This window comes from Pyruvatibacter sp. HU-CL02332 (genome assembly GCF_040362765.1).
GTDB lineage: Bacteria > Pseudomonadota > Alphaproteobacteria > CGMCC-115125 > CGMCC-115125 > Pyruvatibacter.
In genome coordinates, this window is record NZ_BAABWK010000002.1 from 55,738 (window position 1) to 79,439 (window position 23,702).

General features: G+C 57.4%; 23 protein-coding genes. 10 read left to right on the forward strand and 13 right to left on the reverse strand.

Annotation, left to right across the window (positions count from 1 at the left end):
* Positions 1-19: 19 nt before the first annotated feature.
* Positions 20-1,393, forward strand: coding sequence for a PleD family two-component system response regulator (locus tag ABXH05_RS10880; protein WP_348140963.1), 1,374 nt, complete (start codon positions 20-22; stop codon positions 1,391-1,393).
* A 733-nt stretch (positions 1,394-2,126) separates the two neighbouring features.
* On the opposite strand, the gene rpmG is transcribed toward ABXH05_RS10880, so the two are convergent.
* The 7 genes from rpmG to topA form a co-directional block, all read right to left on the reverse strand.
* A complete protein-coding gene (gene rpmG, locus ABXH05_RS10885; protein WP_043949228.1) occupies positions 2,127-2,294 on the reverse strand; it encodes a 50S ribosomal protein L33 in 168 nt (55 codons plus the stop codon).
* Positions 2,295-2,414: 120 nt separating this feature from the next.
* Positions 2,415-3,617, reverse strand: a complete 1,203-nt coding sequence (locus ABXH05_RS10890) for an MFS transporter (protein ID WP_353562376.1) — start codon at positions 3,615-3,617, stop codon at positions 2,415-2,417.
* 12 nt (positions 3,618-3,629) lie between these two features.
* Entirely contained in the window at positions 3,630-4,262 is a 633-nt protein-coding gene (locus ABXH05_RS10895) for an NUDIX hydrolase (RefSeq protein WP_348140959.1), read from the reverse strand.
* Positions 4,259-5,065, reverse strand: a complete 807-nt coding sequence (locus ABXH05_RS10900) for an NUDIX hydrolase (protein WP_353561041.1) — start codon at positions 5,063-5,065, stop codon at positions 4,259-4,261. Before ABXH05_RS10900 ends, ABXH05_RS10895 begins: the two co-directional genes overlap by 4 nt.
* Before the next feature lie 47 nt (positions 5,066-5,112).
* Positions 5,113-5,598 (reverse strand): DUF983 domain-containing protein, encoded by a 486-nt coding sequence (locus ABXH05_RS10905; RefSeq protein ID WP_502947744.1) that lies wholly within the window; start codon positions 5,596-5,598, stop codon positions 5,113-5,115.
* A gap of 75 nt (positions 5,599-5,673) precedes the next feature.
* Positions 5,674-7,953, reverse strand: a complete 2,280-nt coding sequence (gene rnr / locus ABXH05_RS10910) for a ribonuclease R (protein ID WP_502947735.1) — start codon at positions 7,951-7,953, stop codon at positions 5,674-5,676.
* A 111-nt stretch (positions 7,954-8,064) separates the two neighbouring features.
* The gene (gene topA / locus ABXH05_RS10915) at positions 8,065-10,785 is read right to left on the reverse strand and encodes a type I DNA topoisomerase (RefSeq protein ID WP_353561043.1); all 2,721 of its coding nucleotides are present in this window, start codon (positions 10,783-10,785) and stop codon (positions 8,065-8,067) included.
* 357 nt (positions 10,786-11,142) lie between these two features.
* On the opposite strand from topA, the gene ABXH05_RS10920 reads away from it, so the two are divergent.
* Positions 11,143-11,367, forward strand: coding sequence for a hypothetical protein (locus tag ABXH05_RS10920; protein ID WP_348140949.1), 225 nt, complete (start codon positions 11,143-11,145; stop codon positions 11,365-11,367).
* A 13-nt stretch (positions 11,368-11,380) separates the two neighbouring features.
* Here the strand turns inward: ABXH05_RS10920 and dprA are convergent, their stop codons facing one another.
* The 5 genes from dprA to ABXH05_RS10945 are packed head-to-tail and all read right to left on the reverse strand — an operon-like array spanning position 11,381 to position 16,490.
* Positions 11,381-12,532 carry a DNA-processing protein DprA gene (gene dprA, locus ABXH05_RS10925; RefSeq protein ID WP_353561044.1) on the reverse strand — a complete coding sequence of 384 codons (1,152 nt, stop codon included), beginning with the start codon at positions 12,530-12,532 and terminating at the stop codon, positions 11,381-11,383.
* Positions 12,533-12,539: 7 nt separating this feature from the next.
* Entirely contained in the window at positions 12,540-13,178 is a 639-nt protein-coding gene (gene plsY, locus ABXH05_RS10930) for a glycerol-3-phosphate 1-O-acyltransferase PlsY (protein ID WP_353561045.1), read from the reverse strand.
* 42 nt (positions 13,179-13,220) lie between these two features.
* Positions 13,221-14,504, reverse strand: coding sequence for a dihydroorotase (gene pyrC, locus ABXH05_RS10935; RefSeq protein WP_353561046.1), 1,284 nt, complete (start codon positions 14,502-14,504; stop codon positions 13,221-13,223).
* Positions 14,505-14,533: 29 nt separating this feature from the next.
* On the reverse strand, positions 14,534-15,505 hold the full coding sequence (locus ABXH05_RS10940; RefSeq protein WP_353561047.1) for an aspartate carbamoyltransferase catalytic subunit: 972 nt from the start codon (positions 15,503-15,505) through the stop codon (positions 14,534-14,536).
* 58 nt (positions 15,506-15,563) lie between these two features.
* Positions 15,564-16,490 carry an AEC family transporter gene (locus ABXH05_RS10945; RefSeq protein ID WP_353561048.1) on the reverse strand — a complete coding sequence of 309 codons (927 nt, stop codon included), beginning with the start codon at positions 16,488-16,490 and terminating at the stop codon, positions 15,564-15,566.
* A 115-nt stretch (positions 16,491-16,605) separates the two neighbouring features.
* On the opposite strand from ABXH05_RS10945, the gene ABXH05_RS10950 reads away from it, so the two are divergent.
* Positions 16,606-17,064, forward strand: coding sequence for a PaaI family thioesterase (locus tag ABXH05_RS10950; RefSeq protein ID WP_353561049.1), 459 nt, complete (start codon positions 16,606-16,608; stop codon positions 17,062-17,064).
* Here ABXH05_RS10950 and ruvX read toward each other — a convergent pair.
* Positions 17,061-17,525, reverse strand: a complete 465-nt coding sequence (gene ruvX / locus ABXH05_RS10955; RefSeq protein WP_353561050.1) for a Holliday junction resolvase RuvX — start codon at positions 17,523-17,525, stop codon at positions 17,061-17,063. The two genes, ABXH05_RS10950 and ruvX, sit on opposite strands and share 4 nt — an antisense overlap.
* A 179-nt stretch (positions 17,526-17,704) precedes the next feature.
* Between ruvX and gatC the strand changes: the two genes are divergently transcribed.
* The 7 genes from gatC (at position 17,705) to tesB (ending at position 23,694) form a co-directional block, all read left to right on the forward strand.
* Positions 17,705-17,992 carry an Asp-tRNA(Asn)/Glu-tRNA(Gln) amidotransferase subunit GatC gene (gene gatC / locus ABXH05_RS10960; RefSeq protein WP_348140932.1) on the forward strand — a complete coding sequence of 96 codons (288 nt, stop codon included), beginning with the start codon at positions 17,705-17,707 and terminating at the stop codon, positions 17,990-17,992.
* A complete protein-coding gene (gene gatA / locus ABXH05_RS10965) occupies positions 17,989-19,467 on the forward strand; it encodes an Asp-tRNA(Asn)/Glu-tRNA(Gln) amidotransferase subunit GatA (protein ID WP_353561051.1) in 1,479 nt (492 codons plus the stop codon). The genes gatC and gatA overlap by 4 nt, the downstream gene beginning before the upstream one ends.
* Positions 19,467-20,930 (forward strand): Asp-tRNA(Asn)/Glu-tRNA(Gln) amidotransferase subunit GatB, encoded by a 1,464-nt coding sequence (gene gatB / locus ABXH05_RS10970; protein WP_348140928.1) that lies wholly within the window; start codon positions 19,467-19,469, stop codon positions 20,928-20,930. The genes gatA and gatB overlap by 1 nt, the downstream gene beginning before the upstream one ends.
* A 105-nt stretch (positions 20,931-21,035) precedes the next feature.
* Positions 21,036-21,380 (forward strand): hypothetical protein, encoded by a 345-nt coding sequence (locus ABXH05_RS10975; RefSeq protein ID WP_353561052.1) that lies wholly within the window; start codon positions 21,036-21,038, stop codon positions 21,378-21,380.
* Between the two features lie 88 nt (positions 21,381-21,468).
* The gene (locus tag ABXH05_RS10980) at positions 21,469-22,107 is read left to right on the forward strand and encodes a glutathione S-transferase N-terminal domain-containing protein (protein WP_353561053.1); all 639 of its coding nucleotides are present in this window, start codon (positions 21,469-21,471) and stop codon (positions 22,105-22,107) included.
* Between the two features lie 294 nt (positions 22,108-22,401).
* Positions 22,402-22,674, forward strand: coding sequence for an SEL1-like repeat protein (locus ABXH05_RS10985; RefSeq protein WP_348140922.1), 273 nt, complete (start codon positions 22,402-22,404; stop codon positions 22,672-22,674).
* A gap of 156 nt (positions 22,675-22,830) precedes the next feature.
* On the forward strand, positions 22,831-23,694 hold the full coding sequence (tesB, locus tag ABXH05_RS10990; RefSeq protein ID WP_353562380.1) for an acyl-CoA thioesterase II: 864 nt from the start codon (positions 22,831-22,833) through the stop codon (positions 23,692-23,694).
* Positions 23,695-23,702 lie beyond the last annotated feature (8 nt).

Genomic DNA, 23,702 nt, shown 5'->3' on the forward strand with positions numbered 1-23,702 from the left:
GTAACCGGGAGAGTAACTGATGACGGCACGTGTCCTGGTGGTTGATGACATCCCTGCGAATGTCAAACTGCTCGAAGCAAAACTGACTGCTGAGTATTTTGACGTTTCAACGGCATTCAACGGTCGTGAAGCGCTTGAAGCTGCGACAACTGAAAAACCCGATATCATTCTTCTTGACGTTATGATGCCTGAGATGGACGGCTTTGAAGTCTGCCGCCGTCTTAAATCCATGCCGGAAACTCAGCATGTTCCCGTCATCATGGTGACGGCGCTTGATCAGCCTGCTGATCGCGTGACAGGGCTTGAGGCTGGCGCTGACGATTTTCTGACAAAACCAGTCGATGACATCGCGCTGATGGCGCGGGTGCGCAGCCTGGTACGGCTCAAGCTCATGACGGACGAGCTACGTATGCGCGAGACGACCAGCAACCAGCTGGGTCTTATGGATGAAGCCGAAGCTCTGCACAGAGCTGACGCCGCCATGGGGCGTGTTCTGGTGGTTGAGGACCGTGAGACATCTGCACGCCGTATTGCAGAGAGCCTACGTGAGCAAAACCGTGTCACGATAGAGAGCGATGCCCGTGAGGCATTGGTTCGCGTAAGCGGTGAAGATTATGACCTTGTGGTGGTCAGTCTGTCTCTTGAGCGCTCGGATGGGCTTCGTTTCTGCTCGCATTTGCGATCTGAAGAGCGCACGCGAAATACTCCAATTCTGGCCATCGTTGAGAATGGCGACACGACGCGGCTGGTGCGCGCACTCGATATGGGTGTGAACGACTATCTGATGCGTCCGGTGGATCGCAACGAACTGACGGCCCGTGTCCGCACGCAGCTCAAGCGTAAGCGGTATCAGGATGTGCTGCGGCAGAACCTGCAGTTGAGCCTGGAAATGGCCATTACGGACCCGCTGACGAACCTGTACAACCGTCGCTACATGGAAAGCCATCTGAGCACGCTTGTGCAGCGGGCGGCTGACCGGGGTAAGGCAATTTCATTGCTGATCGTCGATATCGACTTCTTCAAGGCCGTGAACGATACCCATGGCCATGATGTGGGCGATGATGTTCTGCGGGAGTTCGGTGAACGTCTGGCGCGCAATGTGCGCGGAATCGACCTGGCTTGCCGGTATGGCGGGGAAGAATTCGTGGTCGTGATGCCTGATACGGACGTGGCTTTTGCGAATACGGTGGCAGAACGGCTGCGCAAGGGCATCGCGGACGAATCGTTCAATGTGGGCGGCGGTGTAGGGGCACTCGACATCACAGCCTCCATCGGCGTGACGTCACTTCAGAGCCCCACCGAAAGTGTGGACCAGTTCCTCAAGCGGGCTGATCAGGCGCTGTATCGCGCGAAGCGCGAAGGTCGCAACCGGGTCGTTTCCGAAGCTGCCTAATCGGCCGGATATTTTTTCAGATCAATCCATCAAGTGATGCATTTGCTTTTGCAGCAGATGCATCTCAACAACTCCGCACACCTATGTGTGGAAAGAATGTGGATAACAACGCGTTTGCATGAAGAAAGATGGTTAACGTCATAATACTTTTGCAGTTTTCGTTCCGAAGTATCCATTAAATACTTGCCAGTTCTCGGACGGCTGATAGGTTTTTGGTGCTGGTGTCTTTTTGGGGGAGATGCTGGCAATAGCGCCTTGGGACTGCGAGTGGGGATTTGCGGGACCGGTGCCGGACGGGGATCAGTTTTCTGATATTCAGTCTGGCAAATGGCTGCTGAAAACGGGGGGCGTTGCCTTTTTAGTGAGGGGATCGCCGTTACGAGCTCCTGTTTCGATCAGGCTGCCGCATCGCCAGATCACATGAAGCAGGAAAGCAGGTGGACCGCAGGTTTCCGGGGTTGAATAGGCCTCTTTTGGGCCCGGAAAAATGCACTATCGGCTTTAACGCTCGTCACCGTGGCATTCGCCGGGCACCAGCCGCATCTGGTCCGGCACTTGCGGTGGACTTACCGGCCGGGGACAGGTCTTTGACCGACCCCGGCCGCCCGGTTTCTTAGGAACTGTCTTCAAGTATTTGATTTTTAACGACAAAAACGCCGCCGCGATTTCTCGCGACGGCGTTTTTGTATTCGTTCCAGTCTCCGACCGCTGGTGAGATATCCAGCGCTTCAGGCTACTTGATTTTTGCTTCCTTGAACTCGACGTGCTTGCGCACGACGGGGTCATATTTTTTCACGACCATCTTCTCGGTCATGGTGCGCGCGTTCTTTTTGGCAACGTAGAAGTAGCCAGTGTCCGCGGTGCTCTGAAGCTTGATCTTGATCGTTGTTGGCTTAGCCATTGGCCAGGTCCTGCAGAAGAATTGTGGGGCCCGAAATCCTCCAAAGAGGCAGGCGAAGCGCGCAACCTACTGATCATGCTGCTGGTGTCAAGTTTGTTGCGCTGCGAATGGACGAAAACCTTATGTATCGCGGGCATCTGGCGGTAATGCCGGGCCTGCCGTACGGCGTCGCCAGAGTGTCAGAACAAGGCCGAATCCCGCGATTGTGGCCAGTGAGATGGTAAGGCCGTTGGGGTCGTTGATATCCATGGCAGTCCCTCCCGCGATAGGGCCGACAAGAGCGCCAAGGGAGTACATGACCACGAAGGCTGCATTGGCCGCGGCAAGGTCCGCGCCGGTGAACCGCTGTCCCAGAAGGGCTAGCCCTACCGTGTACATGCCAACCACCACGCCGCCATAGATGAACAGGATGGGGTAGAGGACCCAGGGCTGTCCGGCGGCAAGAGGCAGCAGCATGGGGCCAGCCACGCCGACTGCGGCGCACCCGGCCAGAACATGGCGACGATCAAATCTGTCTGCCAGGTAACCGATCGGCACCTGCATCGCTACATTGCCTGCCGCGAAGATGCTGAGCACGAGGGCAGCCACGGTCTCTGTCGCGCCGGTGCGAATTGAATAGACCGGCAGCAGGTTGAAAACCTGCGTTTCGATGGCGCCATAGGCTAACGCAGCAAAAGTGGCCGCCGGCGCCACCAGGATGAAGGACATGAAGCTCTGAGACGGCTTCTCGTGAATGTTGGGCATCAGGCCGCGGGCCAGCTGCAGGGGCAGAATGGCGACGAGTGTCATGCCAGCGGTGATCATGAAGGGAAGGGAGCCATCCGTGCCGACCGCGAGCAGGATGACAGGTCCCAAGGCGAACGACCCGGCGAAAACGGTCGCGTAGAGGCCAATGATGCGGCCTCTGGTTCTGTCCTCCGCAATCTGGTTGATCCAGATCTCGCTGACGATGAAGAGCCCCGCCAGTGATGCAGAGGTGAGGAAGCGCAAAGGGAACCAGACCCAGATATTGGGAAAGGCCACATAGCCCATTATTCCGATGGATGCTGCGACGGCGCATATCAGCAGGAAGGGCATCATGTTGATGTGCCGAAGGATGCGCGGCACGAGCGGCGTAAAAATGAGATGCGAGAGACCCACCATGGCGGTGTTGAGGCCGATCATGGTGGCTGTTGCACCCATGGAATCCATGCGCAGGGCAAGCAGCGGCAGCGTAGCGCCTAGGCCGATACCCACAGCGCCGATGCAGCCAAGGGCGGCCAGGATGGACCGTCTGCGTTCATCGTCTGTCAGGTTGTGGGTGGCGCTTGAGCCGGTCTGCACGTCCGTCAATGATCAGCCCTCGTATGACAGGATGGGGGTGCCAGAGCGGTAACGCCAGAATGCGACCGGTCCTTCGAGGCTGTTTTTTTGCGCGCGTTCGGAGACTTCCTTCAGGACGAATTCAGTGACGTCGATGATGGGAAGCGTCTTGGCGTGGTTCAGTGGATACCAGTCGAGATCCAACAACTCGCCAGACCCTTTGAGTTCACCTGAGACACTGGCGTTGTGCGCGGTGAAGAACCTGGCGTGAAACCGAATGGGGCTTTCTGCCGGCGTAATGGCCCGAGCAAGGAGCCGAAGCTTCTTTGCATCAGGAACAAGGCCCTGATCGCGGAACTGTCCCCATGTGCCTTCAACGGGTGCGCCGATGTCTCCGGGGCAGGCGAGTAGGAGGCCGGTCTCCTCAAAGGTCTCGCGAATGGCAGCCGCTTCCAGCGCCTGTTTGGCTGGTGATGCCTTGCTTGATGCGGATTGCGCGGTCGTCACGCGTTTGTCGTCGGCGTCGAGTTTCCCGCCGGGAAAGACGAATGCGTCTGGAATAAAGGCATGGCGTGAATGGCGACGACCCATAAGGACTTCGGGACCATCGGATGCATCGCGCAGCAGGACAAGACTGGCGGCATCCCGGGGCTTAACGGCACTCATACTTTGATCTTGTCCTGAATTGGTTTGGCGCCGCGAAAGTAGACAAACGGCACAGGGCGTTTGGCTGCATCCTTTGGCGCCTGAAGGCGAGATTCAATCTCGGCAATCACCATGCGGGTGATGTTGGGAAGGTCTACGTCACGGGCCTCGTCAACAGTTAGCCAATGCAGGTCGAGCAATTCTCCGGATGCTCCGGCGGTGTCGTGCATGTCGCTGAGAATGGTCGAGGCATCGCCCATTAAGAAGCGGGTATCAAACCGGCGGTTGCGATAGGGCGGTGTAATGGCGCGGGCGATCATGTCGAACTTTGAAAGGTCGGGCAGGGCGCCCTGCTGGAAGTAAGCGTGCCAGTCTGCGTGGCGAGACTTGGGAGCGGCGCCTGTATTCGGGGCGCCTACCACAAGGCCGGTTTCCTCGAAGGTCTCGCGCACTGCCGCCAGGGCGTAAGAGCGGGCGCGGGCGAGTGATGGGGTGCCGCGCATGCGGTCCATCAGCTGCCGCTGAACAGTACGGGTCAGGTCCCTGGCTGGTTTGATACGGCTGTCGGCAATGTCCACACGTCCACCTGGGAACACATATTTGTTCGGCATGAACTTGTGGCTGGCGGCACGTTTTCCCATAAGAATGCGCGGTGCGTTGTCGTCATGGCGCACAAGGATCAATGTGGCTGCATCTTTGGGACGTACGGCCGGTGTCTTTTCCTCGCGATACTCGCTGGGCCGCATATAGGCCGGATCGAAGGGGCCACCTTTTTTGGATGGGACCTGTTTGGTCGATTTTGCTGTCTTTTGATTTTTTGTCATGGCGAGGGACGATGCCTCGCATTGTCAGGTCTGTCTAGGACTTGAAATCAGCTAATGCCTGTGCGGGCCCCTGAGGCATCAGCTGGCTCTTCGTCATATTCAAAGCCGTGCATGCGAAAAGCCCACTGCAGGCCGACCAGAGCGCCTTTAATGGGCGGGAGCAGGGCCATGCACATGATCAGCGTTACCGGCAACCATACCGCCATGTGAATCCACAAGGCGGGCTCCCAGATTCGTTCCACCACGATCATCAGTGGAATGATGATATGGCCGGATACAAAAATAGTGAAATAGGGTGGCGCGTCGTCTGCACGATGGTGGTGCAATTCCTGTCCGCAGCTGTCACAAGAATCAACAACCTTCAGATAAGCGCCAAAAAGAGCACCTTTGCCGCATTTCGGGCATCTGTGCTTCAGGCCTTTCATCATCGCCGGCCAAACGGGACGTGCTGTCTGGCCTACAGACGTTACTGGTGTGACCAGGGTGGGGTCGGTACCAGGCGATGCAATCGGGGCTGTTGTTTCCACTGTCATGAAAGACAAAATGATCTGTAGGGTCTTGGGTCTCAAGGTGTCCGATTGCCGCACAGCCTGCCAAACGGTCGCAGGTCACTTGCGGCGGGAGGAGGATTTCTTTTTGCCTGAGCGAGGCAGTTTTGGGCGTCTGGAGGGGTTTGCCCGTCCATGTTTTCCGCCTGCCTGCGAGCGTGCGTTCTGGCGATCCTTGCGCGCGTGCTTCTGCTCGGATGGGTCTGCCTTGCGGCCGCCGGCAATCATCTCAAAGCGCATACCGCCTTTCAGCGGCGCTACTTCTTCGAGGCGCACAGTAACGTCGTCGCCAAGGCGGAACATCATGCCTGTGCGCTCGCCGATGAGGGCGTGAAGGCTCTCTGAATGATGATAGTAGTCGCCATTCAAGGATGAGATGAGTACCAGGCCGTCAGCGCCGGTTTCGTTCAGTCGAACGAATAATCCAAATCGGGTGACGCCTGAGATGCGACCTTCAAACTCGGCACCGATGCGATTGGACAGGAATTGAGCAAGATAGCGGTCCTTGCTTGCGCGTTCGGCTGCCATGGCGCGCCGCTCAGTCGACGAAATATGTTCGGCAATCTGCGCGAGGTTCTTCTCCTCGTCGTCGGTAAGCCCGTCTTTTGCAACGTTGGGCGTGAGTCCGAGTGCGCGAATGAGAGATCGGTGGACCAACAGATCCGCATACCGACGAATGGGTGATGTGAAATGCGCATAGCGTTGCAGGTTCAACCCGAAGTGCCCAAGGTTCTCAGGGTTGTATTCTGCTTGAGCCATGGATCGCAGCACGACTTCACTGACCATGTCGGAGGTTTCGGTATCGGCGGCGCTTTCAAGAATACGGTTGAGATGGCCGGGCTTGATAACTGCGCCACGGGGTATGGACATATCCAGTGTCTGCAGAAACTCCGCCAGCGCCGTCAGCTTTTCAGGGGAGGGTGCATCATGGATCCGATACACTACCGGCGCCTTCTTGCTCTCAAGGGTTTCGGCAGCGCACACGTTCGCTGAAATCATGAACGCCTCAATAAGGCGCATGCTGTCGAGCCGCTCCACGTCGCGAATTTGCGCGATGTGGCCATCGGGGCCCATTTCAATTTTTCGTTCTGGCAAATCAAGCGCGAGGGGCGCTCGTTTTTCCTGAGCGCGTGTGATCGCCTCATAGGCTTGATAGAGCGGCACGATGACGTTTTGTGTCAGTGCGTCGGGTACATCAGATTCAACATCTGATGTCAGGCTGTCATACGCTCGTTGGGCCTGCTGATAGGACAGCTTGGCAGCTGAGCGCATGATGGCGCGCATGAACTCATGGCTCTTCTTGTTGCCATGCTTATCAAACACCATGCGAACCGCGATGCAGGGGCGGTCTTCACCCTCAACAAGCGAACACAGATTGTTTGAAATGCGTTCAGGCAACATAGGAATGACGCGGTCAGGGAAGTAGGCCGAGTTGCCGCGCTTTTCAGCATCGCGGTCCAGTGCAGAGCCCGGGCGGACGTAACCTGCGACGTCGGCAATGGCTACGATAACTTCGAAACCGCCTTTGTTGTTCTGTTCTTCGCTGGGTGTTGCCCAGACCGCATCATCGTGATCGCGCGCATCTGCCGGGTCGATGGTGATTAGAGGAATGTCGCGAAGATCGGTTCGCCCGCGGGCGTTGGCAGGCTTTGCCGCTTCGGCTTCAGCAAGTGCTGCCGGGTCAAAGTCTACGGGAATACCCTGTTCATGCACGGCAATGAGGCTGATGGCGTGGGTGCCCTCGAGGGGACCAAGTGACTTGATGACCTTTGCGGAGTGCCGGTGGTACTGGCGACCTGAAAGAACTTCTGCTTCAACCAGATCTTCAGGCTTTGCATCGGCGACATCGCTTGATGCAATCCGGTAATCGTTTCGTTCGCGTTTATCTACTGGTTCGAGGGTCCAGTCCTTGCCTGGACCCGAGCGCAGGACACCGATGACGGTCTTGGCGCCATCCCCGAGTTTCTTGATGACACGGGCTTCGTAGTCAAAGCCTTCAGTTGCCTTGTTGAGCCGGGCGAGGACACGGTCACCAACGCCGAAACTACCAGGGTCCTTGTGACCTGCAGGTGCCAGAACGATTGTCGGTGGGTCTGTTTCTGCCGTCCAGTTGGCAGGCTTGGCGATCAGCTCTCCATCGGCATCGCGGTCCACAATGTCGACTACGCCAACCGGCGGAAGTTCGCCCACGCGGGTGAACTTTTTGTTGGACGCCTTTTCAAGAAGGCCTTCTTCTTCCATCTGCCGCAACAAACCTTTCAGGGCTACGCGCTGCGGACCCTGAATGCGGAAGGCGCGAGCGATTTCGCGTTTGCCCGGAACGCCCTGATAGGTCGCCATGAACTCAAGGACCTGGTCCTTAGTCGGCAAAAAGTTGGCAGACGCAGCTTTGGCTTTGCCGCGTTTTGCAGGTTTTTTCCGAGGGCGAGGGCTATTGGGTTTTTTGGCCACTTAGGAATCGTCTGACGACGTATCGGCTGTTTCATCAGCCTTTGGTGACGCGGATTTGGCCTTGGCTTTGGTTTTAGCTTTAGCCTTTGTTTTCGCCTTGGCTTTGGTTTTTGACTTCGCCTTCGCCTTCGCCTTCGCCTTCGTTTTGGTTTTCGCCTTGCTCTTGGCTTTTGTCTTTGCCTTCGACTTTGCCTTGGGTTTCTTCTTGCCGGACTTGGCAGCTTTTTCAGCCACAAGCTCGACGGCACGCTCAAGTGTCAGATCATCAAGGTCGATGCTCTTGGGCAGCGTGGCGTTGATCTTGGCGTGCTTGATGTAAGCGCCATAGCGGCCATCGAGAACCTGCACGGGACCGTCATCATCAGGGTGCTTGCCCAAATCCTTGAGGACTTTTGCCTGATTGCGGCCACCTCCACGCTGGGCTTTCTGCGCAATCGCATCTACGGCGCGGTTGATGCCGACGTCGAAAACTTCTTCGATGCTATCCAGATTGGCGTATTTGCCGTCGTGCAGCACAAACGGGCCGTAGCGGCCCAGACCGGCAGTAATCATCTTGCCGGACTCAGGATGCAAGCCGACGTCGCGCGGCAGGGACAGCAGCTTGAGTGCATAGTCGAAATCCACGTCGCCCTTGTCCATGCCCTTGGGAATGCCCGAGCGCTTGGGCTTTTCATTCTCTTCGGTTTTCTCACCCAGCTGGATGTAGGGACCAAATCGGCCGCTCTTTAGTGTGACTGCAAGTCCGGTTTCGGGGTCAGTGCCGAGTTCCTTGTCGCCCCCGGCTGCATCCTGTGCGCTGTCGCCGGCCATGGGCCGCGTGAACTTGCATTCGGGATAGTTGGAACAGCCGATGAAGGCACCGAACCGGCCGGTCTTGATTGACAGCTGGCCGGCACCACAGGTTGGGCAGAGGCGAGGGTCCGAGCCGTCACCCTTGTCAGGGAACACGTGATGGCCGAGCACGTCATTCAGTGTGTCGAGCACTTCGGTGATGCGCAGCTCTTTCGTGTCGTCCACGGCGGCAATGAAATCTCGCCAGAAATCCTTCAGGACGTCGCGCCAATCCATCTCGCCGGCTGAGATTGAATCGAGCTGCTCTTCGAGGCCGGCCGTAAAGTCATACTGGACGTAGCGATTGAAGAATTTTTCAAGGAACGCTGTAACAACGCGGCCCTTGTCTTCAGGCATGAACCGGTTGCGGTCCATGTGCACGTATTCACGATCCCTCAGTGTGCTGAGAGTTGACGCATATGTTGATGGGCGACCGATGCCGAGTTCTTCCATCCGGCGCACCAAAGACGCTTCGGTGAAGCGGGGTGGGGGCTCGGTAAAGTGCTGGTCGGCATTGACGGCTACCGTCTTTGGTTTTTCGCCTTCGGACAATTTGGGCAGACGGTTGCCATCCTCGTCGCCTTCTGAATCATCCACGCCTTCCTGATAAAGGGTCAGGAAGCCATCAAAGGTGAGGACCGAGCCATTGGCGCGCATGCCAACGGAGCCGTCTTCATTTGTCATTTCCACGGTTGTGCGCTGGAAGGCAGCGCTTTCCATCTGACTGGCGATGGCGCGCTTCCAGATCAACTCATAAAGCTTGAGCTGCTCGTCACTGACGAATGTGCGGATGTCCTGGGGCGTCCGCGACAGGTCCGTTGGGCGGATTGCTTCGTGTGCTTCCTGCGCATTCTTTGCCTTGGTGCGATAGATGCGCGGGCTGTCGGGCAGGTAGTTGGCACCAAACTGAGCCGTGATGGCATTGCGAGCATCGTCAATGGCCTCTGGCGTCATCTGCACACCATCGGTTCGCATATAGGTAATGAGACCAACCGTCTCGCCACCGATGTCTTCACCCTCGTAAAGGCGTTGGGCGACCTGCATCGTTCGCGAGGCGTTGAAGCCGAGTTTGCGTGACGCTTCTTGTTGCAGTGTGGATGTGGTGAAGGGAGCCGGCGGATTCCGCTTGGCGGGCTTGGCTTCCACAGAGGCAACAGTAAGAAGTGAGTTCTTGACCGCGGCTTCGGCCTCGCGGGCCAGCGTTTCGTTGGCCAGATCGAATTTGTCGAGCTTCTTGCCGTTGAAGTTGGTCAGGCGCGCGTTGAACGCTTCACCGCTTTCATTCGTCATATCTGCGGCGATTGACCAGTATTCCTGCGGCTTAAACTGATCGATTTCCATCTCGCGGGACACGATCAGACGTAGTGCCACGGATTGTACCCGGCCAGCAGATCGGGAGCCGGGCAGCTTGCGCCACAGGACCGGCGACAGGTTGAAGCCCACCAGGTAGTCCAGTGCACGGCGGGCTTTGTAAGCCTCGACCAGGTCATTATCGAGCTCGCGGCCATTTTCCATGGCTTCAAGGATCGACTTCTTGGTAACGGCGTTGAAGACAACGCGCTCCACCGGCATGTCCTTGAGCACTTTCTTCTGCTTGAGCATATCAAGCACATGCCAGGAGATAGCTTCGCCTTCGCGGTCGGGGTCAGTCGCCAGAATCAGCTTGTCGGCGCCTTTGACGGCAGTCTCGATGGCTCGTATCTGCTTTTTTGAGCTGGGAGAGACCTCCCACTTCATATCGAAGTCGTGCTCCGGGTCCACGGACCCGTCTTTCGGCGGTAGATCACGCACATGACCGTATGAAGCCAGGACTGTGAAGTCCTTGCCCAGGTACTTGTTGATGGTCTTGGCCTTGGCCGGGGATTCTACGATTACGACGTTATTGACCACGCAAACCTCAAACTCGGGTCGGCGCAGATGCGCCGGTATTGGGGAGGGAGACCCTACCGTTATTCAAAAAGTGGGCTCCGATTCGTCGCGACAACATGGTGTTGGAAGTGGCGAGGTGTCAAATGGGCGCCGGGATTGGTTTTTAAATTAGGTAATTCGACACCAAATAGGTGCAGGTTCGTTGGCAACTGTCATTAAAATGAAATGTATCGTTGATTGCACGCTAAACGTGTGTTGTCATACGTCGTATGACCGCCTTACTTATACCCCTAGGTTGTAGTGGGATATGTAGGCTACGGTCTGGGGGTGGATGGCTGAAGACAGCCATTAAGGTTAAGAAAAAGAACGGGTGAAGCCTTGAACGATAACTCAGAAATCAGTGTCGGAGACGACCAGCAGCAAACTGCAGCATATGTGTTTGATATGTTGATTGGTCTTAGTTCTGCTGCGCGTCAGACGGATTTGACGTTCCTGGCCTATTTGCTGGAAATGGCAGGGAGCGAAGCGTCCCGTGTTGCTGAAGGCAAAAACTCAAAAGGCAAATCAGCACCCAGCCCACGTGCGAAGCGGGCTGCCCGCTAAGTCTGACTTTCTGTCATTCAGCTGACACGCCACCTCCGGGATGACGGGTGGCCTGTCCACCTATCTCCAACTCCAGAACAGCAGCCGAGACGGCCGCGATGTGGATGCCGCTGAGCCGTGCCAGATCGTCGATCTGGATTGGCGTTGGACTCAGCAATTCCAAAATTGCTTCGGTAACGGCCTGAGGATTGTTTTCGGGTTCATTGCTTTCATATGCGGGTGCTGCTTCCACTGAGTGCGAAGTGGCCGAGGCAAATGGAAACGTCATACCCGCTGGATCGTTGAACTGGGATTCTATGCCTTCCAGAACATCCTCAGGGGTTTGAACAAGCGTTGCGCCGTTGCGCAGCAGCCCATTGGTCCCCTGTGCACGCTGATCCAGTGGCGAGCCAGGGACAGCAAAGACCTCGCGGCCTTGTTCCAAGGCAAAGCGGGCGGTGATCAGCGATCCAGATCTTGCCGCGGCTTCTATGACAACCACCCCCGCAGACATGCCTGAGATCAGCCGGTTTCGACGGGGAAAGAACCGCGCTATGGGCTCTGCATCAAACGGCATTTCGGACACCACAGCGCCAAGTTCCGCGATATGGTGATAGAGGTCGGTGTTTTCCTTTGGATAGATGCGATTGATGCCACCGGCTGTGACCGCGACGGTCCCGGTCTCGAGGCTGGCCTTATGCGCATAGGTATCGACCCCACGGGCAAGACCCGATGAGATGGTCACGCCATGCCGCCCAAGGCCCTGAGCCATGAGGTCTGCCATCTTTCGGCCGGATGCAGATGCGTTGCGCGCTCCGACAATGCCAATTGTTCTTGCGGATGCAATCGACGCATCGCCCATGACTGTCAAAAAGGGTGGGGGCGATTCAACTTGTGCCAACAAGGGTGGGTAGCCGGACTGGCCGATAGCGACAGGCTTTGCACCGTACTTGTCAATTTGCTCCAGCTCACGGGCGGCATCGCTCTCAGTGGCGAGCTTTACCGTTCGCCGACGTCCGCGACGGGCAAGTTCGGGAAGGGCCCGGAGTGCCTCTGCAGCGCTGCCATATTTGGACAACAGGCCCCAAAACGTATGCGGCCCAATATTCTGTGAACGGATTAAACGTAGCCAGTCAACGAGCTCGGGGGTGCTCTGCGGCGTTTGCCAAGGTGCCCCGATGCTCATGGTTGCGTTACGCCTCTTCTGCAGTCTTCTTCTTGGCGCCGATACGCGGCTCTTCTCCGGCAAGGATGCGTTGGATGTTGTCCTTGTGTCGGATGAAAATCAGCACGGCATAGAAGACGGCGAACGGGATGATCAGCCAATGGTCCGCATACCAGAAATATGCGGGTGCCAATGCGGCCGCCACCAGGGCGGACAATGAAGAGATGCGTGTCACAGCGGCTGTGACCAGCCAGGTGGCGCAGGCTGCCAGCCCGATGGGGAAGCTGAGGGCGAGGGTAAGGCCGAGGAACGTTGCAACGCCTTTGCCCCCTTTGAAGCCAAGCCAGACGGGGAAGATGTGCCCTACAAAGGCAGCAGTACCTGCCAGAACCGCCATTGTGTCGCCTGCGACGTAGCGGGCGATGAGCACAGCGACTGCGCCCTTTGCACCATCTGCAATAAGCGTTGCTGCAGCCACCCAGCGATTGCCGGTGCGCAGAACGTTTGTTGCGCCGATGTTGCCCGAGCCAACAGACCGGATATCTCCGAGGCCGGCCATGCGGGTGAAAACCAGCCCGAAGGGAATGGACCCGAGGAGATAACCGAAGGCCAGCGCCATGGCGTAGTAGGGGGCTGAGTACTCTATGGAGATTGGATCAATAAGCATCAGACGGTTCCCTTGGCATGCGATGGGTGCATGCTCTTTTGTTTAAGCCTCGAACACGCTCTTGCCAGCAACAATGGTGCGCATCGCACGTCCCTGAAAGCGACGATCTTCATGGGCAGTGTTCTTGGATTTTGATCTCAGCGCATCTGCCTCGACAACCCAGGGCTTGCCCAGATCGATCAATACCATATCAGCAGCCGCGCCGGATTTCAGATGCCCTGATGGCAACCCGAGGATGTCTGCCGGCTTTGATGTGATTGTTGCCAGCGCATCCGTCAGCGAAATCTCGTCGTTGTGTACCCGTTCCAGCAGAACCGGCAGAAGTGTCTCAAGACCTACAGCGCCATAGGCAGCCTCGGCAAACGGGCGACGCTTGGCGTCCGTGTCTTGCGGATTGTGGCCTGACACAACGACATCAATGGTGCCGTCGATCAAACCGGCAAGGAGCGCCTGTCGATCGCTCTCGTCGCGCAGCGGCGGTGAGAGTTTGAAGAAGGTTCGATACTCGCCAATGTCTGTTTCGTTCAGTGACAGATGGTCCGCACTCACACCGCATGTGACAGGCAAGCCTTCTGCCTTGGCCTGGCGGATGACATCGACAGTTTCAGCACATGATACCTGGCTCACATGGTAGCGCCCGCCGGTCAGTGCCACGAGGCGCAGGTCGCGTTCCACAATGATGGTTTCAGCTTCTGCCGGGATGCTTGCAAGACCAAGTCGGGTGGATAGCTCGCCTTCATTCATGACGCCGGATGCGGCAAGGGATGGGTCTTCGGCGTGCTGAACGATGAGACCGTCAAACAGTTTGGAATAGGTGAGGGCGCGTCTGAGCAGCTGCGCATCCATGACCGGGCGGATGCCATCGGTATAGGCAATGGCGCCGGCATCCTTGAGGAGGCCGAACTCGGTCATCTCCGAGCCTTCAAGACCTTTGGTCAGGGCGGCCATGATCTCGATGTTGACACTGGCTGTGTCGCGGGCCCGGCGCATTACAAAGTCGACGATGGCGGCATCATCCACCACAGGGTTTGTGTTGGGCATCACCACCATGGTTGTGACGCCACCTGCCGCGGCGGCGCCGCTTGCTGTTGCCAGCGTCTCACGATGCTCTTCGCCGGGTTCACCCGTAAAGACGCGCATGTCGATGAGGCCGGGAGCCAGGACATGTCCACCGCAATCAATTGTCTCAACGCCGGCCGGAGCCCCCTGTGCGAAGAGGTGGCTGCCGAAATCCAGAATGTGCCCATTCTCAACCAGCACCGCACCCTTGGTATCAAGGCCGGAGGCTGGGTCGACCAGGCGCGCGTTTATGTAGGCAGTGGACATATGGTGCTTCGGGTCCGAGTTTTTGTGGACTACTGGTTTGGCAAATGGCGTGAGAGGGCGTCGAGCACGGCCATGCGAACGGCGACACCCATTTCCACCTGCTCACGAATGAGACTGCGGTCTACGTCGTCTGCAACAAGACTGTCGATTTCCACGCCGCGGTTCATTGGTCCGGGGTGCATCACCAGCGCCTCCGGTTTGGCGTAAGCGAGTTTTTCGTAGTCGAGGCCGTAGAGCCTGAAATATTCGCGTGTGGAGGGAATGAAAGATCCGGTCATGCGTTCCATTTGAATGCGGAGCATCATGACCACATCACACCCTTCAAGACCTTCGCGCATGGATGTGAAGGCGGTTGCGCCCAGCGCCTCGATGCCGCCGGGCATGAGGGTCGGCGGTCCGATCACCCGGACGCTGGCACCAAGTGCCGTCAGCAGATGAATGTTGGAGCGGGCTACGCGGCTGTGAAGTATGTCGCCGCATATGGCGATGCGAAGACCTTCGATGCGGCCAAGTCGTCGGCGGATGGTCAGGGCATCGAGCAGCGCTTGGGTCGGGTGTTCATGGGTGCCGTCACCGGCATTCACGACGCCGCAGCCGACCTTTTGAGACAGCAGCGCCACGGCACCGGAGTCCGGGTGGCGCACCACCAGCAGATCAGGGCGCATGGCATTGAGTGTCATGGCCGTATCGATCAGTGACTCGCCCTTTTTGATGGCGGAAGTCGAGACCGACATGTTCATGACGTCGGCGCCCAGTCGCTTGCCGGCCAGTTCAAACGAACTCTGTGTGCGGGTCGAGGCCTCAAAGAAGAGATTGATTTGCGTGCGACCGCGCAGGCTCGAAGACTTTTTGTCGACCTGACGGTTCTGCTCGACATACTCGTCGGCCAGGTCAAGAAGCGTGTTTATGTCTTGAAAAGATAGGCCCTGTATCCCCAGCAAATGACGGTGGGGAAAGGTCGCCTCGGGGCGGTCTTGGTTTCGATCTGGGAGCGCGTTCATCGAAAGCGGAGTTTATAGATATTGCGGAGAGATACTGCAAGTATCGCTCTGAGGTGTTTCAGCCAAGCAACCAGATCATTGCTGGCATAGTTACCATGGCGGCAAGCGTGGACGCAGTAATGAGGCTGGCCATGAGCGGTGCATCGCCGCCCAGCTGGCGTGCCAGGACATAGGATGCAGTGGCGCCGGGTACAGCGCCGCACAGGATGGCCACCATACGGGCCACCCCATCCACACCAAAAACCCAGCACCAGCCAGCCATAAGCAGGGGCATTGCGATCAGGCGCAGGGTGGTTGTGAAGGCGATGGGGACACGTTGAGCGGATAGCTGAGACAGATCGAGGCCCGCTCCGACAGCCAGCAGCCCGAGTGCCAGGGCCGCGCGCCCCAGAATATCAACACCGCTCAGCAGGGGGGCCCAAAGGCCGATGCCGGACGCGTTGAGAAAGATGCCGACCGCACAGGCAATGACTAGCGGGTTGCGGATGAGCAATTTGCCCAGAAGGCGGAAGCTTGCGGGATCATCGCCCGCATAGCGCATGAGAATGAACACACACAGCACATTGACGGTGGGCACGAGCACGCCAATGCCGACTGCTGCGAGCGCCAGGCCTTCGGTGCCAAAAAGAGCAAAGCTTGCAGCAAGGCCGACGAAGCTGTTCCAGCGGGTCGCGCCCTGAAAGATGCTGGTGAAGGCCGGACCACTTTGGCCCATAGGTCCTGAGATGACGGGGCGCAGGGCAATCAGGATAAGGGACATCGTGAACAGGCCCGCAAACAATGCGGCGGCCATGTTGGGCACGGGAATGTTGGAGAAGTCCGCAGACACGAGGGAATGGACAAGCAAGGCGGGGAAAAGAATGAAATAGGTGACCCTGTCCAGCGGTACCCAGAATTCCTCGCCGGGAAACCCGATGCGCTTGACGTAGGCACCCAGCGCAATGACCAGGAAGACCGGGATGAGGGCGTAAATGGTTTCAATCATGGGCGCACCGAGGCCTTTATTGGAAGCTGTTGGCGATTGATGCCTGCAGCCTAAATTCGGCCCTCTTTTCGGGGCGATGTTGGATCATCTTGAGTTTCAGTCATAGGTGAAATCCATGCCGACTACGAGTCATGCCAGCGATGCGTCAGACACCCATTGGCGGGATCGTCTTTCCTACCTGACGTCCGGGGACGTCGATCTGCCTCTTCTGGTCCAGAAGCTCTCGCTTGGCGGCTTGGAACATTGGGAACCCGGCCATGTGCGCAAGGTGTGGGCGCTGGAGCCTGATTTTCTCAATGCCGAGGGATTCTTGTTTGGCGGGTACTACGGCGTGCTGGCCGATCAGGTGGCCACGTTTGCCGCGATGACCGTTCTTGGCGATGAGGAAGTAATGCGGACGGCCAGCCTGCATGTGGATTATTATCGTCCAACTGCAAAAGGGCCGCTTACCCTGACCGGGAACGTCACGAACAAGTCCTCAAGTCTCTTGCATGTGGAGATCGATTTCATGAGGCCGGATGGAAAACTGGCCGCCCGCGCACAGGCGGTCTTCGCGCTCAGGGCCGCAACTTAAATTCCCTGCAGCCGGTCCAGGGCACCTTGCAGAATGAAGTTGGCAGCCATTGCGTCGATGACTTCAGCGCGGCGGCGGCGGGAGGTGTCGATACTGATGAGCTCCCTTTCCACCGCGGCTGTAGACAGGCGTTCATCCCAGAGGAGAACCGGCAGGTCGAGCTCCCTTGAGAGATTTCTACCGAAAGTACGGCTCGACTGGGCACGGGGACCGGACGTGCCGTCCATATTGATGGGAAGGCCCATGACCAGGCCTGAAGTCTGGCGTTCGTTGATGAGTTCGCGAAGTTCTGCCAGGCCAACTGTAAATTTGCCGCGTTTGAGCGTTTTTACCGGGGACGCGATCCGCCGATCCGGGTCACTTGTGGCAACGCCTATGGTTTTGGTGCCCAGATCAAGGCCCAACAGGCCGCCTATGGGGGGCAGGGCTGCGGCAAACTCGACGGCATCTTCTGTGATCACGGAATGGGGCACTTTTCAGGTCAGAAAGTCAGCTGCGGCTTAAGGTTGAAGCGTCTTGTACGTTACGGCTATGTTCCGCGCCACTCTTACTCCTTTGCAGGACCCCTTGAGGTGAGTCGGTGTGCCGTCCTTTTTCGGGTGGCATTGGCCGGATCACAAGCAGTTGGAAACCAAGTTTTATGTCAGTCGATGCGGCTACCGTCCGCAAGATCGCGATGCTCTCGCGGATTGCCATTACGGACGAAGAAGTACCCCCGCTGGTGGGTGAGTTGAACCAGATACTGGATTGGGTGGAGCAGCTCAGCGAAGTGGATACGGATGGGGTCATGCCCATGACGTCCGTTGCCGATATCACAGCTCCCCTGCGGACCGATGCCATTACAGACGGCCAGAAGGAAGCGGCTGTGCTGCACAATGCTCCTGACGCACGTGAGGGGCACTTTACCGTGCCTAAGGTGGTGGAATGAGCCAGCTCACTGATCTTGATATTGCCGGTGCGCGTGACGCGCTGGCCAAGGGAGAGTGTTCGTCCGAAGAACTGACGAGCGCCTACCTTGAAGCAATTGATGCCGCCAAGGCGCTGAATGCATTCATCACGGTGTTGCCCGGCAAGGCCGTTGAGATGGCCAAGGAATCTGACGCCCGTCGCAAGGCCGGTGAGGTTGGTGCTCTTGAAGGTGTGCCGCTGGCCATCAAAGATCTTTTCTGCACAGAAGGGGTTCTTACGACTGCGGCCAGCCATATCCTCGATGGATTTACCCCGCCCTATGAGAGCACGGTGACCGCCAATCTCTGGGGGCAGGGCGCCGTCCTGCTTGGCAAGACCAATCTTGACGAGTTCGCCATGGGCTCGTCAAACGAGACGTCCTACTACGGGCCTGTGCGCAATCCCTGGACGCTTGATGGTGCTGATGCTGGTCTTGTGCCTGGTGGGTCGTCTGGTGGGTCTGCAGCGGCTGTTGCCGCAAACCTGTGTGCCGGCGCAACCGGCACGGATACAGGTGGATCGATCCGTCAGCCAGCCGCATTGACCGGCACAGTCGGCATGAAGCCAACCTATGGACGCTGCTCACGCTGGGGCACCATTGCGTTTGCCTCTTCGCTGGATCAGGCAGGCCCGATGACGCGGACCGTGCGGGATGCGGCCATCATGCTGGGTGCGATGGCGGGGCATGACCCCAAAGATTCCACCAGCATTGATACGCCGGTGCCGGACTATGAAGCGGCTCTTGAGGGAGGCGTGAAAGGCCTGACAGTCGGTGTGCCGGATGAATACCGCATCGACGGCATGCCGAAGGAAATTGAAGACCTCTGGCAGCAGGGTATTGAATGGCTGAAGGCGCAGGGTGCTGAGGTGAAGACTGTCAGCCTTAAGCGCACCAAATACGCGTTGCCGACTTACTACATCGTGGCGCCAGCGGAAGCATCGTCAAACCTGGCTCGGTATGATGGCGTTCGCTATGGCTTGCGTGTGCCGGGTGACGACATTACCGGCATGTATGAGAACACCCGCGCTGAAGGTTTCGGCGCGGAAGTGAAGCGCCGCATTCTGATCGGTACCTATGTGCTGTCTGCTGGCTATTACGATGCGTATTATCTGCAGGCACAGAAAGTCCGGACCCTGATTGCTCAGGACTTTGCTGAAGCGTTCTCAGACGTGGATCTAATCCTGACACCGACGGCGCCGGAGCCGGCCTTTGGCATTGGCACCAAGACGGATGATCCGTTGAGCATGTATCTTAATGATGTGTTCACGGTCCCAGCCAGCCTTGCCGGGTTGCCAGGCATATCTGTGCCATCGGGCATGTCGGCGAGCGGTTTGCCTTTGGGCTTGCAGCTCATTGGCAAGGCATTTGATGAAGAAACAGTCCTGCGCGGCGGCTACGCCCTTGAGCAGGCTGCGGGCTTTACAGGCAAGCCCAGCCCGTGGTGGAGGTCGTAATGGCGGAAGCAGAAGCAAAGCTGGTCGAAGGAGCAACGGGCTCCTGGGAAGTCATCATTGGCATCGAGTGCCATGCGCAGGTGGCGTCAAACTCTAAACTGTTCTCAGGAGCTGCGACCGAGTTTGGGGCTGAGCCCAACAGTCAGGTGAGCCTCGTGGACGCGGCGATGCCGGGCATGTTGCCGGTACTCAATGAGTATTGCGTGGAGCAGGCCGTTCGTACGGGACTGGGGCTTGGGTCTGAAATCAACAAGCGCTCTGTCTTTGCGCGAAAGAACTACTTCTATCCGGACCTGCCGCAGGGCTACCAGATTTCACAGTTCGAGCTGCCAATTGTTGGTGAGGGCGAGGTCATCCTCGATCTTGCTGAAGGCATCCAGCGGACTGTTGGGATTGAGCGTCTGCATCTGGAGCAGGACGCAGGCAAGAGCATTCACGATCAGGACCCTGCTTTGTCTTTCGTTGACCTGAACCGGTCAGGTGTTGCCCTGATGGAAATTGTCTCCAAGCCGGACATGCGTTCTGCCGAAGAGGCGCAGGCCTTCTTGAAGAAGCTGCGGACCATCGTGCGCTATCTGGGAACGTGCGACGGCAATATGGAGCAGGGCTCCATGCGTGGCGACATCAACGTATCTGTCCGCCGCCCCGGCGAGCCGCTTGGTACTCGTGCCGAAATCAAGAACGTGAACTCGTTCCGGTTTGTAGGGCAGGCAGTTGACTATGAAGTCGGTCGTCAGATTGACCTCATAGAGGACGGCGGCGAAGTGCTGCAGGAAACGCGGCTGTTTGACCCGCGTTCCGGTGAGACCCGCTCCATGCGCTCCAAGGAAGAAGCACATGACTATCGCTACTTCCCTGATCCCGATCTTTTGCCGCTGGTGCTGACAGATGAGTTCATTGATGGCATCCGCGCAACGTTGCCGGAGATGCCGGATCAGAAGAAGGCCCGCTTTGTTGAGCAGTTTGGGCTGAAGCCTTACGACGCTGGCGTCCTTGCCGGTGACAAGGCGTCTTCGGACTTCTTCGAGAAGGTGGCTGAAGGGCGTGAGGCACGTCTGGTTGCCAATTGGGTAACTGGTGAGTTCTTTGGGTCGCTCAACAAGCTGGGCGTGGAGATTGAAGACTCGCCCATCAGTGCTGATGACCTTGGTGAACTCATTGATCTGATTTCCGATGACACGATCTCCGGGCGTATTGCCAAGGATGTGTTTGAAATCATGCTCGAGACGGGCGATGCGCCGGGCAAGATTGTTGAAGAAAAAGGTCTCAAGCAGGTCACGGATACAGGGGCCATTGAAGCCATTGTTGATGAAGTGATTGCTCAGAACCCGGACAAAGTAGCTGAAGTCAAAGAGAAACCGAAGCTTGCGGGCTGGTTTGTCGGTCAGGTCATGAAGGCCAGCCAGGGAAAGGCAAACCCAGCAGCTGTAAACAAGATTCTGGCGGAGAAGCTCGGCCTTTAACGGCTGGCTCCTTCTTCTGCACAAAAAATATGACCGCCGGGTATGACCTGCTACTCTTGTGACAAGAGGGCCGGTTGATCCGGCGGTTTTGTTTGGGAGTAGACAATGCGCAAGTTGGCACTGTTGGTGATGGCGGCCCTGTTCATCAGTGGGCCTGCTCTGGCGGGTATTGAAAAGATCAAGGCTCTGCATGATGACCATGAACGCCCTCGGCCATTGATCAAGGCCCCGGTCACGACACTTGATGCCCCCGGCGAGATATTTGCTGTTATTGGTGGCGACTATGGTTTTGTGCTGTTTGATGCTGGCGGTGCGGAGCTTGCCACGTTTGATGATAGTCAGGATGCGGTTGGTTTTGCCATCAAACCGGGGCGCTACAAGGTCATCCCCAACATCGAAGGTGATGTGCATCACCATCAGTTTATTGAGGTGCTGATAAAGACTCATTGAGTCTGTGCGCCCAGCAACCATATGAGCCTCGCTGCACAAAGCAGCGGGGCTTTTTTATAAAGGCCGACAGATATCGGGGAGAGACACGATGATCGATTTTTACACCTGGACAACGCCCAATGGCCGCAAGGTTTCCATCATGCTGGAAGAGACCGGTCTGGAGTACACAACGCATCCGGTGGACATCAGTAATGACGAACAATTTGCGCCGGACTTTCTCAAGATTAGTCCGAACAATCGCATTCCAGCGATTGTCGATCAAAAGGGTGACGGCGGGCCAGTCTCGGTTTTTGAATCCGGTGCCATTCTCATCTATTTGGCCGAAAAGACCGGACAGTTTTTGCCGGCCTCAGGTCCAAAGCGGGCAAAGGCGCTTGAATGGCTTATGTGGCAGATGGGCGGCATTGGGCCGATGATGGGGCAGGCGAGCCACTTCGTGAATTCTGCGCCAGAGCAAATTCCTTACGCCATTGACCGCTATCTCAGCGAAAGTGCGCGGCTTATCGGTATTTTGGACAAGCAGCTGGCGGACAACGAGTTTGTGGCAGGCGACTATTCCATTGCGGATATGGCCATTTACCCCTGGGTTTCTGTTGGCTTCGATATCATCAGCAAAGCCAAGGCCGACATCGTTGGCGAGGGGGCTAACTGTAGCCGCTGGTTGGCAGCGAATGCTGCCCGACCTGCAGTTGAAAAGGGAATGAATGTGCCTCCTGCACAGTCCTGACCTGATTTTCCCTGTATTTCCACGCCTGGACAGCAGGCCGGAACGTCGCTGGAAAACGCGCAGTTCTGCGGTTGAGATCTCAGGGTGTGACTTTTGAGTCGCCCCTGAGTCTCAAAAAGAACCGACTCTTTCATCGCATTTGAATCGTTTAACTCATTGTTTAGACGAGCACGCCAGATTTGATCTGCAAGCGTACGCAAAGTCGTGCGCGTGATGCCGGGGGGCATCGCTGGCTTGGGTCCAAGAACTGGATATCTGGCTTTGCAGGTTTAAGAGCGATGGCAGGAGGAATTCATGGCTCGTGTGGAACTTGACGATCTGAAGCGGTTTGAACTGGCAGCCGAGAAGGGCACTAGCGGAGCGCTTTATAATCTGGGGCTGATTTTCTCAGTGGGAAAAGGCGTGGAGCCTGATCTCGTGACAGCGCATAAGTGGTTCAATCTGGCGGCGCTTCGCGGCTCCTCAGAGGCCAAGGATCAGCGCAAGGAATTGTCTGACATGATGTCTGCGGCGGAAATTGCCGAGGCCCAGCGTCAGGCCCGCGAATGGATGGCCTCGCACGCCTAAGGGCGCGATTTCAGCCATCTTTTACAGCATGGCAGCAGGCGGATTTGCGCCTGTTGACGATTTGCCATCCCATAAGGCATGACTTTTCGCTCCGCAGGCGCTGCGCATTTTGTGCTCGCCTGCGTTGTTGCGTTTAATGCCCATTGCGAGGATGCCATGCCGGATCAAGTCGAAAACCTTTTGAGCCTGCTTGATCTCGAGCCCATCGAGGTCAACCTGTTCCGCGGTGAAAGTCCGGCGGATTCCTGGCAGCGGGTCTTTGGTGGTCAGGTTATCGGCCAGGCCCTGATGGCGGCCCAGCGCACCGTGGAAGACGACCGGCACTGCCACTCGCTTCATGCCTATTTCATTCGGCCCGGCGATCCCAAGGTTCCCATCGTCTATGAGGTTGATCGCTCGCGGGACGGACGTAGCTTCACCACGCGGCGGGTGATTGCCATTCAACACGGCAAGCAGATCTTCAATATGGCTGCATCCTTCCATGCCTTTGAAGAGGGCTTTGATCATCAATTCCCGATGCCGGATGTGCCGGGTCCGGATGATTTGCCGTCTGAGCTGGACATGCGGGCGGCGGTTGTGGATCGCGTGCCAAAATCCATGCGGGATCGGTTTTTGCGCCCTCGGCCGATTGAGCAGCGCTTTGTGGAGCCGCCCAGCTATTTTGATGCGGAGAAACGTGAACCTGTGAGCCACGTCTGGTTCCGGGCTGTGTCGCCCATCGGGGATGACGTGGCGCAGCACCAGTGCGTGCTTGCCTACATGTCGGACATGACGCTTCTGGACACCTGCATTATGCCGCACGGTGTCAGCTGGATGGATGGGAAGGTGCAGTCAGCGTCGCTTGATCACGCGATGTGGTTTCACCGGTCCTTCAAGGCCGATGAATGGCTGCTCTATGCGCAGGACGCCCCATCTGCGTCGTTCGCACGCGGCTTTAACCGAGGCAACATCTTCACGCAGGATGGCGTGCTGGTCGCCTCGGTTACGCAGGAAGGTTTGATCCGCCCGACAGGCCGCTAGGTGTGATG

Bases quoted from the DNA above. Each gene is read 5' to 3' on its own strand.
- ABXH05_RS10880 (WP_348140963.1), top strand. From the start codon at position 20: ATGACGGCACGTGTCCTGGTGGTTGATGACATCCCTGCGAATGTCAAA.
- ABXH05_RS10950 (WP_353561049.1), top strand. From the start codon at position 16,606: ATGCCGACTACGAGTCATGCCAGCGATGCGTCAGACACCCATTGGCGG.
- ABXH05_RS10905 (WP_502947744.1), bottom strand. From the start codon at position 5,598: ATGACAGTGGAAACAACAGCCCCGATTGCATCGCCTGGTACCGACCCC.
- rnr (WP_502947735.1), bottom strand. From the start codon at position 7,953: ATGGCGACCTATCAGGGCGTTCCGGGCAAACGCGAAATCGCTCGCGCC.
- ABXH05_RS10940 (WP_353561047.1), bottom strand. From the start codon at position 15,505: ATGAACGCGCTCCCAGATCGAAACCAAGACCGCCCCGAGGCGACCTTT.
- pyrC (WP_353561046.1), bottom strand. From the start codon at position 14,504: ATGTCCACTGCCTACATAAACGCGCGCCTGGTCGACCCAGCCTCCGGC.
- gatA (WP_353561051.1), top strand. From the start codon at position 17,989: ATGAGCCAGCTCACTGATCTTGATATTGCCGGTGCGCGTGACGCGCTG.
- ABXH05_RS10980 (WP_353561053.1), top strand. From the start codon at position 21,469: ATGATCGATTTTTACACCTGGACAACGCCCAATGGCCGCAAGGTTTCC.
- dprA (WP_353561044.1), bottom strand. From the start codon at position 12,532: ATGAGCATCGGGGCACCTTGGCAAACGCCGCAGAGCACCCCCGAGCTC.
- gatC (WP_348140932.1), top strand. From the start codon at position 17,705: ATGTCAGTCGATGCGGCTACCGTCCGCAAGATCGCGATGCTCTCGCGG.
- ABXH05_RS10945 (WP_353561048.1), bottom strand. From the start codon at position 16,490: ATGATTGAAACCATTTACGCCCTCATCCCGGTCTTCCTGGTCATTGCG.
- ABXH05_RS10975 (WP_353561052.1), top strand. From the start codon at position 21,036: ATGCGCAAGTTGGCACTGTTGGTGATGGCGGCCCTGTTCATCAGTGGG.
- ABXH05_RS10985 (WP_348140922.1), top strand. From the start codon at position 22,402: ATGGCTCGTGTGGAACTTGACGATCTGAAGCGGTTTGAACTGGCAGCC.
- ABXH05_RS10895 (WP_348140959.1), bottom strand. From the start codon at position 4,262: ATGAGTGCCGTTAAGCCCCGGGATGCCGCCAGTCTTGTCCTGCTGCGC.
- plsY (WP_353561045.1), bottom strand. From the start codon at position 13,178: ATGCTTATTGATCCAATCTCCATAGAGTACTCAGCCCCCTACTACGCC.
- tesB (WP_353562380.1), top strand. From the start codon at position 22,831: ATGCCGGATCAAGTCGAAAACCTTTTGAGCCTGCTTGATCTCGAGCCC.
- rpmG (WP_043949228.1), bottom strand. From the start codon at position 2,294: ATGGCTAAGCCAACAACGATCAAGATCAAGCTTCAGAGCACCGCGGAC.
- ABXH05_RS10900 (WP_353561041.1), bottom strand. From the start codon at position 5,065: ATGACAAAAAATCAAAAGACAGCAAAATCGACCAAACAGGTCCCATCC.
- gatB (WP_348140928.1), top strand. From the start codon at position 19,467: ATGGCGGAAGCAGAAGCAAAGCTGGTCGAAGGAGCAACGGGCTCCTGG.